15 protein-coding genes are annotated in these 15,794 nt (G+C 72.4%); 10 read left to right on the top strand and 5 right to left on the bottom strand.

Annotated elements, in window-relative coordinates:
* On the bottom strand, positions 1-483 hold the full coding sequence (locus ACZ4NB_RS25555; RefSeq protein WP_467665071.1) for a MerR family transcriptional regulator: 483 nt from the start codon (positions 481-483) through the stop codon (positions 1-3).
* A 151-nt stretch (positions 484-634) separates the two neighbouring features.
* Here ACZ4NB_RS25555 and ACZ4NB_RS25550 point away from each other — a divergent pair, with 151 nt between their 5' ends.
* Positions 635-1,456 (top strand): serine hydrolase domain-containing protein, encoded by an 822-nt coding sequence (locus tag ACZ4NB_RS25550; RefSeq protein WP_467665069.1) that lies wholly within the window; start codon positions 635-637, stop codon positions 1,454-1,456.
* A gap of 57 nt (positions 1,457-1,513) precedes the next feature.
* Here the strand turns inward: ACZ4NB_RS25550 and ACZ4NB_RS25545 are convergent, their stop codons facing one another.
* Positions 1,514-2,185, bottom strand: a complete 672-nt coding sequence (locus ACZ4NB_RS25545) for a pirin family protein (RefSeq protein WP_467665067.1) — start codon at positions 2,183-2,185, stop codon at positions 1,514-1,516.
* 57 nt (positions 2,186-2,242) lie between these two features.
* Here ACZ4NB_RS25545 and ACZ4NB_RS25540 point away from each other — a divergent pair, with 57 nt between their 5' ends.
* From ACZ4NB_RS25540 to ACZ4NB_RS25520, 5 genes are all read left to right on the top strand, one after another.
* On the top strand, positions 2,243-3,427 hold the full coding sequence (locus ACZ4NB_RS25540; RefSeq protein ID WP_384427195.1) for a PucR family transcriptional regulator: 1,185 nt from the start codon (positions 2,243-2,245) through the stop codon (positions 3,425-3,427).
* An 89-nt stretch (positions 3,428-3,516) separates the two neighbouring features.
* A complete protein-coding gene (locus ACZ4NB_RS25535) occupies positions 3,517-4,482 on the top strand; it encodes an ACP S-malonyltransferase (protein ID WP_467665065.1) in 966 nt (321 codons plus the stop codon).
* A 13-nt stretch (positions 4,483-4,495) separates the two neighbouring features.
* Positions 4,496-5,542 (top strand): beta-ketoacyl-ACP synthase 3, encoded by a 1,047-nt coding sequence (locus tag ACZ4NB_RS25530; protein ID WP_467665063.1) that lies wholly within the window; start codon positions 4,496-4,498, stop codon positions 5,540-5,542.
* 105 nt (positions 5,543-5,647) lie between these two features.
* Complete coding sequence (locus tag ACZ4NB_RS25525) at positions 5,648-5,896, top strand: acyl carrier protein (RefSeq protein ID WP_016572342.1); 249 nt, start codon at positions 5,648-5,650, stop codon at positions 5,894-5,896.
* Positions 5,897-5,973: 77 nt separating this feature from the next.
* Positions 5,974-7,260 carry a beta-ketoacyl-[acyl-carrier-protein] synthase family protein gene (locus tag ACZ4NB_RS25520; protein ID WP_467665061.1) on the top strand — a complete coding sequence of 429 codons (1,287 nt, stop codon included), beginning with the start codon at positions 5,974-5,976 and terminating at the stop codon, positions 7,258-7,260.
* A gap of 99 nt (positions 7,261-7,359) precedes the next feature.
* Here ACZ4NB_RS25520 and ACZ4NB_RS25515 read toward each other — a convergent pair whose 3' ends face one another.
* Positions 7,360-8,286, bottom strand: coding sequence for an NAD(P)-dependent oxidoreductase (locus ACZ4NB_RS25515; protein ID WP_467665059.1), 927 nt, complete (start codon positions 8,284-8,286; stop codon positions 7,360-7,362).
* 155 nt (positions 8,287-8,441) lie between these two features.
* The gene (locus tag ACZ4NB_RS25510) at positions 8,442-8,936 is read right to left on the bottom strand and encodes a DUF3145 domain-containing protein (RefSeq protein ID WP_018088059.1); all 495 of its coding nucleotides are present in this window, start codon (positions 8,934-8,936) and stop codon (positions 8,442-8,444) included.
* Between the two features lie 323 nt (positions 8,937-9,259).
* Here ACZ4NB_RS25510 and ACZ4NB_RS25505 point away from each other — a divergent pair, with 323 nt between their 5' ends.
* The 3 genes from ACZ4NB_RS25505 (at position 9,260) to ACZ4NB_RS25495 (ending at position 12,203) form a co-directional block, all read left to right on the top strand.
* Positions 9,260-10,171, top strand: coding sequence for an SGNH/GDSL hydrolase family protein (locus ACZ4NB_RS25505; RefSeq protein ID WP_467665057.1), 912 nt, complete (start codon positions 9,260-9,262; stop codon positions 10,169-10,171).
* 114 nt (positions 10,172-10,285) lie between these two features.
* Positions 10,286-11,353: an aldose epimerase family protein gene (locus tag ACZ4NB_RS25500; protein WP_467665055.1), complete on the top strand. Its 1,068-nt coding sequence runs from the start codon at positions 10,286-10,288 to the stop codon at positions 11,351-11,353.
* Positions 11,354-11,504: 151 nt separating this feature from the next.
* Positions 11,505-12,203 carry a DUF4097 family beta strand repeat-containing protein gene (locus tag ACZ4NB_RS25495; protein WP_467665053.1) on the top strand — a complete coding sequence of 233 codons (699 nt, stop codon included), beginning with the start codon at positions 11,505-11,507 and terminating at the stop codon, positions 12,201-12,203.
* Positions 12,204-12,282: 79 nt separating this feature from the next.
* On the opposite strand, the gene ACZ4NB_RS25490 is transcribed toward ACZ4NB_RS25495, so the two are convergent.
* Positions 12,283-14,880, bottom strand: a complete 2,598-nt coding sequence (locus ACZ4NB_RS25490) for a beta-glucosidase (protein ID WP_467665051.1) — start codon at positions 14,878-14,880, stop codon at positions 12,283-12,285.
* 139 nt (positions 14,881-15,019) lie between these two features.
* Here ACZ4NB_RS25490 and ACZ4NB_RS25485 point away from each other — a divergent pair, with 139 nt between their 5' ends.
* Positions 15,020-15,685: a TetR family transcriptional regulator gene (locus ACZ4NB_RS25485; protein ID WP_467665049.1), complete on the top strand. Its 666-nt coding sequence runs from the start codon at positions 15,020-15,022 to the stop codon at positions 15,683-15,685.
* Positions 15,686-15,794: the final 109 nt, after the last annotated feature.

Here is a 15,794-nt window from a genome sequence, read left to right as displayed (position 1 = left end):
TCAGAACCTCTCGGACGCCCGCCGGGCGTCGGCATAGATATCGATCTTGTAGTCGAGTACGTCCAGCGTGCTCTGCAGCTCCGCTATCCGCTGCCGTACGTCCTCGCGGTGCGCGGTCAGCAGGTGCTCGCGCTCGGCGAAGGTGGAGTCGCCGGCCCGCACCAGCTCGGCGTAGCGGACCATGTCCGCGACCGGCATACCGGTCAGCCGCAGCTTGGTGACCAGGCTCAGCCAGTCGAGATCGCGGTTGGTGAAGCGGCGCTGCCCGGTGTGCGTGCGGTCCACATGCGGCATCAGGCCGATCCGCTCGTACCACCGCAGGGTGTGGGCGCTGAGCCCGGTGTGCTCGGCCACCTCGCTGATCGTGTACCGGTCCCGGCCGGCCGGGCGCGGGTGCGGCGGCGCGGTGCCGCAGTCGCGCACCTTCGTCGGCAGTCCGCCGGCCGCACCGCTCGCGACCGGTTCGCTCTGCGTCACCGTCATGCCCCGTCTCCCCTGTTTTCGCCGGATCTCGCCCGGCTCTTTCGCCGGATCCTTCTCGACGTCCTCAACGCTAGAGACTTGGAGCGCACTCCAAGCAAGCGCCGATCACGCACAGACTTGACCGGAATTTGGGACCGTTAGGCTCGTGGGCATGCAGAGCCTCCGGATGATCGAGAACTGGCCGGTGCCCACCGCCGCGGCCGCCGTGGTACGAGCCGACGGGGTGGTGGCCGGCTCGTACGGGCCCCTGGAGCAGCGCTTCCCGCTCGCGTCGGTGACCAAGCTGCTGGCCGCGTACGCCGCGCTGCTGGCCGTCGAGGAGGGCGCGATCGAGCTGGACGAACCGGCCGGTCCCGAGGGCTCCACGGTGCGCCATCTGCTCGCGCACACCTCCGGGCTGGCCTTCGACGAGCAGCGCGCGATGGCCGAGCCGGGGACCCGCAGGATCTACTCCAACGCCGGTTTCGAGGCGCTGGGCGACCACATAGCCAAGGCGACCGACATCCCCTTCCCGCAGTATCTGCACGAGGCGGTGCTCGCACCGCTCGGCATGACCGCGACCGAGCTGGCCGGCTCGCCCGCCAAGGACGGCGTCTCCACGGTCGCCGACCTGGTCCGCTTCGCGGCCGAGCTCCAGGCGCCGCGGCTGCTCGCGCCCCAGACGCTCAGCGAGGCGACGCGGGTGGTCTTCCCCGGTCTGACCGGCGTGCTGCCGGCCTACGGCCATCAGAAGCCCAACGACTGGGGGCTGGGCTTCGAGATCCGCGACGGCAAGTCGCCGCACTGGACCGGCGCGCTGTCCTCTCCCCGCACGTTCGGGCACTTCGGGCAGTCCGGAACGTTCCTGTGGGTGGACCCGGACGCGCGAGCCGCCTGCGTGGCGCTGAGCGACCGGGCCTTCGGCCCGTGGGCGATCGAGGTCTGGCCGAAGCTGACCGACGCGGTGCTGACCGAGCTGGCCCGGCCGGCCTGACGGCCTCCTCGCGTCACCCCGTGCGGGCACCGGGCGTCCGGGGCCCGCAGGCCCGCCTCATCCGTACCGGGGCTCCGCCGCCATCTCCCACACCAGGCACTCCGACGCGGCCAGCCCCGTCAGCTCCAGGCCGGTCCCGTCGGTGATCCGCGCCGCGTCGCCCGCTTGCAGCTCCTGCCCGCCGAGCCGTACGGCGCCCCGCACCACCTGCACATAGGCCCGTGCGGCGTCCGGGACCGCGGTGCGCTCGCCGTCGGCCAGGCGGCGCAGATGCAGCATGGCGCCGGCCCGCGGGACCGCGTAGGGGGTGCCGTCGGCGATGCCGCGCACCACCTCGTAGGACGGCTCCCCGCCGAATTCGGTCGGCGCCAGCCACATCTGGACGAAGCGCAGCGGCCGGTCGGCCGTGTTGCGCTCCACATGCCGTACGCCGCCCGCCGAGCTGAGCCGCTGGAGATCGCCGGGGCGTACCGTGGTCTCGTGGCCGGCCGAGTCGCGGTGGGTCAGCTCGCCCTCGATCACCCAGGTCACGATCTCGGTATCGCGATGCGGATGCTCGTCGAAGCCCGCGCCGGCCGCCAGCCGCTCCTCGTTGCAGGCGATCAGCGCGCCGAAGCGCAGGTTGTCCGGGTCGAAGTGGGGCCCGAACGAGAACGCGTGCAGCGATTCGATCCCGGCGTCCGGATCGCCGCCGCGATAGCGTTCCGCGCCCCTGCGCACCTCAATCATCGGCCCACCGTAGCCCCACCCCCTCACCTCCCCGTCCCGATAGTGCAGGCTTGTCCCGTGTCTGAACCCGCATCGCGCGACGCGCACCCGCACTCCGCGACCCTCCGGCGCCTGGAGAACTCGTCCGGCAAACTGGCCGCCGCGGCCATCGCCCGCATGGACGCCACGCTGCCGTGGTACCGCGCGATGCCCCCGGAGAACCGCTCCTGGATCGGCCTGGTGGCCCAGGCCGGCATCGCCGCCTTCACCGAATGGTTCCGGCATCCGGAGACCCCGCAGGCGATCAGCACCGATGTCTTCGGTACGGCGCCGCGCGAGCTGACCCGGGCGATCACGCTGCGCCAGACCGTGGAGATGGTCCGCACGACCATCGAGGTCATGGAGGCGGCCATCGACGAGGTCGCCGCCCCGGGGGACGAGTCGGTACTGCGCGAGGCGCTGCTGGTCTACGCCCGGGAGATCGCCTTCGCCACCGCCCAGGTGTACGCCCAGGCGGCCGAGGCGCGCGGCGCGTGGGACGCCCGGCTGGAGTCGCTGGTGGTCAACGCGGTGCTGTCCGGGGAGGCCGACGAGGGCGCGGTCTCGCGGGCGGCGGCGCTGGGCTGGAACTCCCCGGAGCATGTGTGCGTGGTGCTGGGCACCGCCCCGGACGGCGACAGCGAGCTGACCGTGGAGGCGATCCGGCGGGCGGCCCGGCACGCCAAGCTCCAGGTCCTCACCGGTGTGCTGGGCTCCCGTCTGGTGGTGATCGCGGGCGGCTCGGACAACCCGCTCAAGGCGGCGAAGGCGCTGATCGGGCCGTATGCGGCCGGTCCGGTGGTGGCCGGTCCGGTGGTCTCGGACCTGCTGGCCGCGACCCGGTCCGCGCAGGCCGCGGCCGCCGGTCTGCGGGCCTGCGCCGCCTGGCCGGACGCCCCGCGCCCGGTCCTCGCGGACGATCTGCTGCCGGAGCGCGCGATGGCCTCGGACCCGGTGGCGCGGGACCAGCTGGTGGAGGAGATCTACAGACCGCTGGAGGAGGCGGGGTCCGCGCTCCTGGAGACGCTGAGCGTCTATCTGGAGCAGGCGAGCAGCCTGGAAGGCGCCGCCCGGATGCTCTTCGTCCACCCCAACACCGTGCGCTATCGGCTTCGACGTGTGACGGACGTCACCGGCTGGTCGCCCTCCGATGTGCGCTCGGCGTTCACACTCCGTATCGCGCTGATTCTGGGGCGTCTGGCTGACGGTGAGGCCCAACCCTAGACTTTTGTCGGAGACCAACAATTACCCCGATGGTTCTTCGTCCCTGTCCCCACGGGCGGGCGGAACCACCCACAAGAGAGAGTGTGAGGGTGCTCGTACTCGTCGCTCCCGGCCAAGGCGCTCAGTCGCCCGGCTTCCTGACTCCCTGGCTCGACCTCCCCGGTGTCGAAGACCGGCTCCGTGAGTGGTCGGCCGCCATCGACCTGGACCTGGTCCACTACGGCACGAAGGCCGGCGAGGAGGAGATCCGCGACACCGCGGTGGCGCAGCCGCTGCTGGTGGCCTCCGCCCTGATCTCCGCCCGTCAGCTGTTCGCGACGGCCGACGACTTCGCCGCGCAGGTCGGCGCGGCGGCCGGCCACAGCGTCGGTGAGCTCGCCGCCGCCGCGCTGACCGGCACGGTCTCCGACGAGGCCGCGATGACGCTGGTCCGCCGGCGCGGCCAGGCGATGGCCGAGGCCGCCGCCGTCACCGAGACCGGTATGGCCGCCCTGCTCGGCGGCGACGAGGCCGTCGTCATCCCGCATCTGGAGCAGCTGGGCCTGACCCCGGCGAATGTGAACGGCGCCGGCCAGATCGTCGCCGCGGGCACCGCCGAGCAGATCGCCGCGCTGGTCGAGAACAAGCCGGAAGGCACTCGCCGGGTCGTACCGCTGAAGGTCGCCGGCGCGTTCCATACTCACCACATGGCACCTGCCGTCTCGGCTCTGGAATCGGCGACCTCCCAGCTGTCGGTCGCCGATCCGCACACGCGTTACGTCTCCAACAAGGACGGGAAGCTGGTCTCCTCCGGTCAGGAACTGGTGCAGCGCCTGGTCGGCCAGGTGGCCAACCCCGTGCGCTGGGACCTGTGCATGGAGACCTTCAAGGAGCTCGGCGTCACCGCGCTCATCGAGGCCGCCCCCGGCGGTACGCTCACGGGTCTTGCCAAGCGTGCGCTGCCCGGAGTGCGGACCCTCGCCCTCAAGACGCCCGACGACCTCGACGCGGCCCGTGCGCTGATCGCCGAAGCGGGATCGGTCGTCTCCGCAGCAGGCTCTGCACCGGCCGAATAGGAGTCCGAAGCGCATGACCTCGAAGATCAAGCCCTCGAAGGGCGCCCCGTACGCGCGGATCATGGGTGTCGGCGGCTACCGCCCGACCCGTGTCGTGCCGAACGAGGAGATCCTCAAGCACATCGACTCGTCCGACGAGTGGATCCGTTCGCGGTCCGGTATCGCCACCCGCCACTGGGCGGGCCCGGACGAGACGGTCGCGACCATGTCGATCGAGGCGTCCGGCAAGGCGATCGCCGACGCCGGCATCACGCCCGAGCAGATCGGCGCCGTGATCGTCTCCACCGTCTCGCACTTCAAGCAGACCCCGGCCATCGCGACCGAGATCGCGCACCGCATCGGCGCCGGCAAGCCGGCCGCCTTCGACATCTCGGCGGGCTGTGCGGGCTTCGGCTACGCACTGACCCTGGCCAAGGGCCTGGTGACCGAGGGCAGCGCGGAGCACGTGCTGGTCATCGGTGTCGAGCGGCTCTCGGACCTGACCGACCTGGAGGACCGTGCGACGGCCTTCCTCTTCGGCGACGGCGCCGGCGCGGTGATCGTCGGCCCGGCCAAGGAGCCGGCGATCGGCCCGACGGTCTGGGGCTCGGAGGGCGACAAGTCCGAGACGATCAAGCAGACCCTCGGCTGGGACGTCTACCGCTCCACCCCGCTCCCCGGGGGCGACGGGCCCGAAGCGCGCCCCGCCCTGGAGGAGATCCGGTACCCCGCCATCACACAGGAGGGCCAAGCGGTCTTCCGGTGGGCGGTGTTCGAGATGGCGAAGATCGCCCAGCAGGCGCTGGACGCGGCCGGAGTCAACCCGGACGACCTGGACGTCTTCATCCCGCACCAGGCCAACATGCGGATCATCGACTCGATGGTGAAGACTCTGAAGCTGCCGGAGAGCGTGACGGTCGCCCGCGACGTGGAGACCACCGGCAACACCTCGGCAGCCTCCATTCCGCTCGCCATGGAGCGGCTGTTGGCGACCGGGCAGGCCAAGAGCGGTGACACCGCGCTGGTCATCGGCTTCGGGGCGGGTCTCGTCTACGCCGCGACGGTCGTTACCCTCCCCTAGGCGAGATCTGCGCAGCACCGCATGTCCTCGGACGTGTCGGCCGCCGCACGGACCTTCACCACAAGTAACGCAGTTTCCCCTTAAAATGACCGAAGGAGCGCCATCATGGCCGCCACTCAGGAAGAGATCGTCAAGGGTCTCGCCGAGATCGTGAACGAGATCGCCGGGATCCCGACCGAGGACGTCCAGGTGGACAAGTCCTTCACCGACGACCTGGACGTCGACTCGCTGTCCATGGTCGAGGTCGTCGTCGCCGCCGAGGAGCGCTTCGACGTGAAGATCCCCGACGACGACGTCAAGAACCTCAAGACGGTCGGCGACGCGACCGACTACATCCTCAAGCACCAGAGCTGATCCAGCTCCCGCGCATGTCGCCACCTGGCGGTGGCGCCGTCGATTCAGACCCCTCTACCCGTGGAGTAAGAATTCCCGTGAACGCGACCAATCGCACCGTGGTCGTCACCGGTATCGGCGCAACCACACCGCTGGGTGGCGACAGCGCTTCGACTTGGGAGGCCCTGCTCGCCGGACGCTCCGGTGTCAGCAACCTCGACCAGGACTGGGCCGCCGACATGCCCGTCCGCATCGCCGCGCAGGCGGCCGTCGACCCGTCGGAGGTCCTCCCCCGGGCGCAGGCCCGCAAGCTGGACCGCTCGGCGCAGTTCGCCCTGATCGCCGCCCGCGAAGCCTGGGCCGACGCCGGTTTCACCGCCAAGGCCGGTGAGCCCGACCCGGCCGCCGGTGCCGCCGGCTCGATCAACCCCGACCGGCTCGGCACCGTCATCGCCTCCGGCATCGGCGGTGTCACCACCCTGCTCGGCCAGTACGACGTGCTCAAGGAGAAGGGCGTACGCCGCGTCTCCCCGCACACGGTGCCGATGCTGATGCCCAACGGCCCGTCCGCCAACGTCGGCCTGGACGTGAACGCCCGCGCGGGTGTGCACACCCCGGTCAGCGCCTGTGCGTCCGGCTCCGAGGCGATCGGCTACGCCATCGAGATGATCCGTACGGGCCGTGCCGACATCGTCGTCGCGGGCGGTACGGAGGCGGCCATCCACCCGCTGCCGATCGCCGCGTTCGGCAACATGATGGCGATGTCGAAGTCGAACGACGACCCGCAGGGCGCCTCGCGCCCCTTCGACACCGGGCGCAACGGCTTCGTCATGGGTGAGGGCGCCGGCGTCATCGTCCTGGAGTCCGCCGAGCACGCCGCCAAGCGCGGCGCCAAGGTCTACGCCGAGGCGGTCGGCCAGGGCATCTCCGCCGACAGCCACGACATCGTGCAGCCCGAGCCGTCCGGCAACGGCATCGCGCACGCGCTGCAGAACCTCCTGGACAACACCGATCTCGATCCGGCGGAGATCATGCACGTCAACGCGCATGCCACCTCCACGCCGCAGGGCGACCTGGCCGAACTGAAGGCGCTGCGCAAGGTCTTCGGCGACGACACCGACCACATGGCGGTCTCCGCCACGAAGTCGATGACCGGTCACCTCCTGGGCGGTGCCGGCGGTATCGAGACGGTCGCCTCGATCCTGGCGCTGTACCACCGGACGGCCCCGCCGACGATCAACGTCGAGGAGCTCGACCCGGAGGCCGACGCGGACGTCGTCCGCGGCGAGGCCCGCAAGCTGCCCGCCGAGGGCCGGATCGCGGCCCTGAACGACTCGTTCGGCTTCGGCGGCCACAACGTCGTGCTCGCCTTCCGCACGGTCTGACGCGGACGACGCGCCGCACATACGCCGAAGGGCCCGCCCGGTGAACCACACCGGGCGGGCCCTTCGCATGCCCCTGGGACGTGCCCTTGGGGCCTGCCCTTAGGGCACGTCCTCCCCCGACCCGTGGGTAAGGCCCCGGTCGTCGAAGCTCGCGAAGTACGCGGCCGCGCCGTCCTCGTCACCGTGGCCCAGCTCCTCGGCCCGGCGAAAGCGCTCGGCGGCGGCCGCCGCCAGGTCCATCCGGACGCCGGCGTCCCGGGCGGCCCCGGTGATGAGCCGGGCGTCCTTGCGGGCCGCGGACACCGTGAAGCTCGCCGGGTAGTTCCCGGACAGGATCAGCTCGGATTTCAGCCGCAGATACGGCACATCGAGCGCCCCGCCGGCGACCGCGGCGAGGAAGTCGCGCGGGTCGACCCCGAGCCCCTCGGCGAGCGCGAGCGCCTCCCCGGTGCCGTTGATGAGGGTCAGCACCCAGCTGTTGACGACGAGCTTGAGGCGGCTGGCGGCCCCGCTCGCGGCGTCCTCGCCGACCCAGTGGGTGGCGCTCCCGACGATGCCGAAGACCCGCCCGGCGCGCTCGCGCACGTCCTGCGGACCGGCCGCCAGGATCGTCAACTCGCCTTTCTCCGCCGGTGCTTTGGTGCCCAGGACCGGGCAGTCCACGAGGCGCAGCCGGTGCTCGTCGGCGAACCGCGCGAGCGGGGCGACCCCTTGGAGGCCCACCGTGCTCGTCTGGAGCCAGACCGCACCGGGCCGGAGCGCCGGCGCCGCCTGCCGCAGCGCGTCGAGGACGGCGTCCCCGTCGTACAGCATGGTCAGGACCACCTCGGCGCCGTCCACCGCGTCGGCGGGGGTGTCGGCGATCCGGACCCCGTCGGCGGCCAGCGGCTCGGCCTTGGCGCGGGTGCGGTTCCAGGCGCGGACGTCGAGTCCGGCCCCGGCGAGGTTGCGGGCCATCGCCGTGCCCATGATTCCGGTGCCGAGCACCGCCACTGAGAGGGTGTCGGAAGAGTTGTTGTCGACCATGGCAGCACGCTAGGTCCTGGAGTGAACTCCAGGGCAAGCGCGACCGGCGTGTCGGAGGCCGGCCGAAGGGGCGTCAGACGACTTGGTGCAGCCGGCGCACGGGCGCCTGGCTCCTCAAACGACCTGGTGGAGCCAGCGCACCGGCGCCTGGCTCCTCAAACGACCTGGTGCAGCCAGCGCACCGGGGCGCCCTCGCCGGCGTACCGGAACGGCTCCAGCTCGTCGTCCCAGGGCTTGCCGAGGAGTTTGGCCACCTCGGCGGCCAGCTCGGTCTCGCCGCGGGCGGAGCGGGCGACCGCGGCGCGCAGCCGGTCCTCGGGGATCAGGATGTCGCCGTGGATGCCCGTGACGGCGTGGAAGATGCCCAGGTCGGGGGTGGAGCTGTAGCGCTCGCCCTCGGCGGTGGAGCAGGGTTCCGCGGTCACCTCGAAGCGCAGCAGATGCCAGCCGCGCAGCGCGGAGGCCAGCTTGGAGGCCGTACCGGCCTCGCCCTGCCAGGAGAACTCGGCTCTCCACGTGCCCGGGGACGCCGGCTGGCGGATCCAGTCGAGGTTGACGCGCACACCGAGGACGCCCGCCACTGCCCATTCGACGTGCGGGCACAGCGCGCGCGGAGCGGAGTGGACGTACAGAACTCCACGTGTCGTCACCGGGACCTCCAGTGCGGTTCGAGGTTCGCCTTCCCCAGCGGCCTCGTGCCCGTTCCGGTTGCGGCCGGGACAGTTGCCATTCTGCCCCAGTGATCACTTCGGCACCAGCATGCGAGGTGACCTACAGTAAACACCATTGGGCGGAATTTGCCGCAAAAGGGACAGGAAATGACGTGATGTAATTTGTCTGTGCCGACTGCACTTGCCACTTTGGGTCACCGCCCGGCAGGCACGGGGCAAAGCTACCGCGCAGTGCCAGGCGAAAGGGTGACGTACCGTCGGTACCCGAAGAGATATCACTCGCACGCCGGAGGGGACAGGGGATGACGCAGATCGATCGGCCCTTTCGCCCCCGGCGCAGCCGCGCAGGCCGCCGAATCTCACGCACCGTAGCCGCCGCTACCGCCCTGCTGATCACCCTGGCCGCCTGTAGTGCCGGCGGCGAGGCCGCCCCGCACTCCAGCGCATCGGGCAAGCAGCGGGCCGAGCAGGCGCCCACGTGGCGGACCGACCCCGGCTCGCTCGCGGCGCTCGGCGACTCGATCACCGTCGGCTTCGACGCCTGCACGGTGCTCTCCGACTGCCCCGAGGTCTCCTGGGCCACCGGCACCGACCCCAAGGTCGACAGCCTGGCCCGGCGGCTGGTCACCCACCCCGCCACCCAGAGCTGGAACTTCGCGAAGACCGGCGCGCTGATGAGCGACCTGCCCGACCAGGTCGCCTCGGCCGTCCGGCGCAAGCCCGAACTGGTCACGGTCCTGATCGGCGCGAATGACGCCTGTCGGCGCAGTGTGGGCGCGATGACCCCGGAGGCTTCCTTCCGTGCCGACTTCGCGCGGTCGCTGGCGTCCCTGCGGCGCGCCCTGCCGCACACCCAGGTGTATGTCGCGGCGGTGCCGGACCTGCTGCGGCTGTGGTCCGAGGGCCGTAAGAACCCGCTCGGCAAGGAAGTGTGGAAGCTGGGGATCTGCGGATCGATGCTGCGCGACCCGGACGATCTGACGAAGCCGGCGCAGGACCGGCGGGCGAAGGTCCGGGCGCGGGTGGTCGCGTACAACGCGGCGCTCGCGGAGGTGTGCGGCAAGGATCCGCTGTGCCGGTTCGACGGTTCGGTCTTCGACTACCGCTTCACCGACCGGCAGTTGAGCACCTGGGACTGGTTCCATCCGGGCGCCCGCGGCCAGAAGGAACTCGCGGAGCTGGCGTTCCGGGCGATCACCCGCCGACAGGCGTAGGGCGTGTCCGCAACGTCCCGCCCGGCCCGGTCGGGGCACGCCTCGGAGACGCCGCGGTAGCCGTCCGCGGTCCCCGGAGGGCACCGGACGGCCGCCCGGCATAGGCTCGCGGCCATGAGCACGCAGGTCGGCAGGGAACCCTTCGGCACGCTGGACGACGGCACCGGCGTCGACCGCTGGACCCTTCAGGCCGGCTCCGGGGCGGGCGCGCTACGGGTGGGCGTGCTGACGTACGGCGGGATCGTGCAGCGCGTCGAGGCCCCGGACCGGGACGGGACGACGGCGCAGCTGGCGCTCGGCTTCGCCGATCTCGGGTCGTACGTCGCGCACGGCGGGTCGTACTTCGGCGCGCTGGTCGGGCGGTACGCCAACCGGATCGCCGGGGCGCGGTTCGCGCTCGACGGCAGGACGTACCCGCTGACGCCGAACGACGGGCGCAACAGCCTGCACGGCGGGCCGGGCGGTTTCTCCCGGGTGGTGTGGGAGGCCCGGGAGGTCGAGGGCGGGGTGGAGCTGCACCGGATCAGCCCGGACGGTGAGGAGGGCTTCCCCGGCACCCTGGACGTGCGGGTGACATACACCGTCTCCTCCGGACCGGACGGTGCGGCGCTGCGGATCGCCTACCGCGCGCGGACCGACGCCCCGACGGTCGTCAGCCTCACCAACCACACCTATCTCAATCTGGGCGGGGACGGCAGCGGCGGCGCCACCGGGCACGAGCTGCGGCTGGCGGCCTCGCGGTACACGCCCGTCGACGGCACCGGCATTCCGCTGCCGGGGGCACCCGCCGAGGTCGCCGGCACCCGCTTCGACTTCCGGGCGGCACGGGCGGTGGACGGGGCCTACGACCACAACTTCGCGCTCGACGGCGGGGTGAGCGAGCAGCCGCGCAGGGTCGCCGAGCTGTACGACCCGCGCTCCGGCCGCGTACTGGAGCTGGCCACCACCGAGCCCGGCCTGCAGCTCTACACCGCCGGACATCTCGACGGCACCCTGATCGGCACCTCAGGGTCCCCCTACGGCCCGGCGGCCGGTCTCGCCCTGGAAACCCAAGCCTTCCCGGACTCCCCCAACCGCCCGGATTTCCCCGGGACGGTCCTGCGTCCCGGTGCCACCTACCGCTCGGAGACCGTGTACGGATTCTCGGTGCGGCCACGCCGGGCCGGCGCGGGGGCCGTCTGAGGGCGGGGGTCCCCTAGGGGAGTGTCATACCGTGCGGTGACGGCAAGGTCATACCGTGCGGCGACGACCGCGGGGCGGCGAGGGCCGAAGATGGGCTGTGATCGGTTCCGATCCGTTCCGACCATCGCCTGCCCCGGGAGAACTCGTCACCATGGCCCGCCTCCGCGTTCCTCATCTCGTCCTGTCCTGTGCGGCGTTGACCGCGCTGGTGACCGGCTGCTCGCTGTCGGGTTTCGGCCCGACGAAGGAGGCGGAGCGCACGTACTCGGTCGACGGCAAGGTCACCGCGCTGTCGGCGACCACGCACGGCGGGGACATCGAGGTGGTCCCGGTCGACGCCGGAGGGTCGGTCAAGGTGCGCGAGAAGTACCGCTACAACGACCGCAAGCCGACGCCGGAGCACGAGGTCAAGGACGGCCGGCTGACGCTGAAGGCCGAGGACTGCGGCATGGGCCGCAAGTGCGAGGTGGACTACCGGGTGCTGCTGCCGCGCGACGCCTCGATAGATCTCCACACCAGCGGCGGCGACATCACGATCCGGGGTACCGCCGGGCGGATCACCGCGGAGACCAGCGGCGGCGACATCACCGTCACGGACTCCACCTCCCGTTCGGCGAAGGTGAAGACCAGCGGCGGCGATGTGGACGTCGCGCTGGACTCGGCGCCCGACGAGGTCTCGGGGCGCACCAGCGGGGGCAATGTGACCATCCGCCTCCCGAAGGGCAGCTACGCGGTGGACGCCTCGACCAGCGGCGGCACCAGCAAGGTCTCGGTGCCCAATGATCCGAAGTCGGAGCACAAGGTGACGGCGCGGACGAGCGGCGGGAATGTGTCGGTGCGGACGTCATGACGGGGGCGATGAAGGCGGCGGCCTCATGACCGGGTGGCGGGGGCGCCCCTGGCCAGGGGCGCCCCCGGATGCGCCCGGGTCAGCCGACGGTGACCTCCGCGGTCAGCCTGCGGTCGGCGACGCTGTGCGCCGCCTCGACGGTGTAGACGCCCTTGACCCGGCGCCAGCCGCGGTCCTGCTCTTCCCAGACCGCGAAGGCGCGGTCCGGCAGCGGGATCTCGGCCTCGGCGCTCTCGCCGGGAGCGGCCTCGACGACGGCGAAACCGGCCAGCCAGCGGGCCGGGCGCTCCGGTGCCTCCGGGGCGGTGTCCGGCGGCGGCGCCAGATAGATCTGGACGACCTCGCGGCCGGGCCGGTCGCCCGCGTTGCGGACCCGGACCCGCACCGAGTCCGGCGTGGTGTCCAGCGACTCGTACTCCCAGTCGGTGTAGCCCAGACCGTGGCCGAAGGGGTACGCGGGGGCGAGCGCGGATCGTTGCCAGGCTCGGTAGCCGATGAACACGCCCTCGGAGTAGTCCAGTCGGCCCTCGCTCGGGGTGACGGTGGTGACCGGGGCGTCGTCGAGCCGGGCCGGCCAGGTGGTGGGCAGCCGCCCGCCCGGCTCGTGCGCGCCGAGCAGGACGTCCGCCAGCGCGGCACCGGCTTCCTGGCCGGGGAACCAGCTCAGCAGCACCGCGGGCACCTCCGTGCGCCAGGGCAGCTCCACCGGCGAGCCGGAGTTGACGACCACGATGGTGTGCGGGTTGACGGCGGCGACCCGGGTGACCAGCTCGTCCTGGCGGCCGGGCAGCCGCAGGTCGCCGCGGTCGAAGCCCTCGGACTCGACCTCCTCCGTGGTGGCGACGACCACGACCGCGACATCGGCGGCCGTCGCGGCGCGGACCGCCTCCTCGATCTCGGCGTCGGGGTCGAGCTGCGGCTCGCTGTGGCCGAGGGCGAAGTGGAGGGCGTCGATGCCCTCGCCCAGGCCGAGCCGGAGCGGGACGAAGCGCAGGGCGACCTCGGTGTGCTCCCCCGCCGTCAGCTCCGCCGTCACCCGCCGCTCGACGGGGTGCATCAGCGTCTCGAAGGGGTCGTTGCCCTCCGGCGCGCAGTGGTCGTCGAAGAGGACCGCGCCGCCGACGGTCAGCCGCAGCTCGCCGCTGCCGACGACGGCGAAGGTGTGGTCGCCGGTGAGCCGCGGGGTGAAGCTCCCGGTCAGTTCGACGGCGGCGAGGTTCTGCCGGGTGACGCCCTCCGGGAAGCCGCCCGTGGCGCGCACCTGCCCGTCGAACTGCGGTGTCTCGGCCAGCAGCCGGCCGTCCGCGGCGCGGTAGCGGGCGCGCAGGGTGAAGCCGTCGCGGGCGTGCGGCAGGCGGGTGCGCGGCTCGGCACCGGCCGCGTAGACGACCTCGACGTGGTCGGGCAGCGCCGTGCGCAGGCCCTCCAGCGGGGAGACGACGGTCTCGGGGAAGACCGTCGCGGAGCCGCCGCCGAGCACCCGCGCCTCGCGCGCACCGGCGCCGATGACGGCGATGCTCCGGACCGCCCCGGAGTCGATCGGCAGTGCCCGCCGCGCGCCGCCGACGGGCTCGTTGCGCAGCAGGACGAAGCCCCGCCGGGCGACCTCGCGGGCCACGGCCCGGCCGTCGATCCCGTGCGGGACATCGGCCGGATCGACGGCGGCCGGCACCCCGTCGAGACACCCCGTACGCGCGGCGAGCAGCAGCACCCTGCGCACCGCGTCGTCGACGTCCGACTCCGCGACCTGCCCCGCGCGGACGGCCTCGGCGAGCGGGGCGCCGAAGACCGTACGGGGGCCCGGCATCGCCACGTCCAGCCCGCCGCGCAGGGCGCGCACGGTGTCGCGGGCCGCCGTCCAGTCGGAGACGTTGACGCCGTCGAAGCCCCATTCGCCGCGCAGCACTTCGTGGACGAGCGGGCGGTGTTCGGTCATCGTCGAGCCGTTGACCTGGTTGTAGGCGGTCATGATGCCCCAGGGGCGGGCCTCTTCGACGATCTGCTCGAAGGGCGCCAGATACAGCTCGCGCAGCGGCCGGGGAGCGATGCGGTTGTCGACGGTCAGCCGGTCGGTCTCGGCGTCGTTGCCGACGAAGTGCTTGACCGTCGTCCCGACGCCGCCCTCCTGCACACCGCGCACATATCCGGCGCCGATCGCGCCGGTGAGCAGCGGGTCCTCCGAATAGCACTCGAAGTGGCGGCCGCCCAGGGGTGAGCGGTGCAGATTGACGGTCGGCGCCAGCAGGACGTGCACACCCTTGCGGCGGGCTTCCTGGGCGAGGAGGTGACCGACCCGGCGGGCCAGCCCGGGGTCCCAGGTCGCCGCCAGTGCCGTGGGGCCGGGCAGCGCGATCGAGGGGTCCTCGGCGCTCCACTCCCGGCCCCGTACCCCGATCGGGCCGTCCGACATCACCAGCGAGCGCAGCCCGATCGCGGGCACGGCCGGCAGCGTCCACATGTCCTGGCCGGACAGCAGCCGGACCTTGGTGTCGAGGTCGAGCGCGGCGAGTGCCCGCTCGACGGCCGCGGTGTGAGCGGCGGCCCGGTCGGTGCCCGGGAGCCGGTCGGTCTCCGGGGTCCGGCCGTTCTCCGGGGTCCGGTCGGTCTCCGGGCTTCGGTCGCGGGCCGGATGCCGGTCGTCGTCGAGGGCGGGGTCGTGGGGATGGGCATCGGTCATGCGGTTCTCCGGTGTTCCCTGAGTGGATCTACGGCCTCCCTGTCCGGAATCCTCCCCTCTCACCTGCCGCACGGTAGGCACCGTTACTTTTCCGTTACTCAGCCCTACGGGATCTCCACTCCGGGGTTACGCTCGGCCGGTGAGTGCACGAGAGCAGCAGGCGCCCCGCGACGGCCGGTCGGGCCCGCGGCGGGCCGGCGGCGGGCGGGAGGCGCAGCGCGCGGAGCGGCGGGAGGCGATCCTGCAGGCCGCCATGGCGCTGATCGCCGAGCGCGGCTACCGCCGTACCTCGATCGCCGCCGTCGCCGAGCGCGCCGGGCTGACCCAGCAGGGCCTGCTGCACCACTTCCCCACGAAGGAGCTGCTGCTGGTCGGCGTGCTGGAGGCGCGCGACCGCTGGGATCTGGCGTCGGCGGCCGCGGCGTCCGGGACCCGGCGTACCGACACCCTCGCCCAGCTCGTCGACTACAACGCCACCCGCCCCGGCATCGTGCAGACCTACACCGTGCTGTCCGCCGACAGCGTCACCGAGGACCACCCCGCCCGCGACTTCTTCGTGTCGCGCTTCCGCTGCGTACGCGCGGCGATGGCCGACGCGCTGCGGGCCGAGTACGGCGACACGCTGCCGGGTGGCCTGACCCCGCAGCGGGCGGCGCCGCTGCTGGTCGCGGTGATGGACGGGTTGCAGCTGCAGTGGCTGCTGGACCCGGACGACGTGGAGATGCCGGCGGCGTTCCGGGACTTCCTGGCGCTGCTCGGAAGCGGCGGCGAGAGCGGGGGCGGTGGGCCGGGCGAGGCCCCCTAGGGCCTGTCCGATGGGTCCTGGCCGGGCCCGCGACGCCTGGCACGGCACCTCGCGGCGTTGCCGAATCATCCCGATAGCTCCGCTATCGAGACGCTCCGGCGCCTTGCGA

The sequence above is a fragment of the Streptomyces sp. NPDC026575 genome, from assembly GCF_055567415.1.
This window is presented reverse-complemented; position numbering and strand designations above follow the sequence as displayed.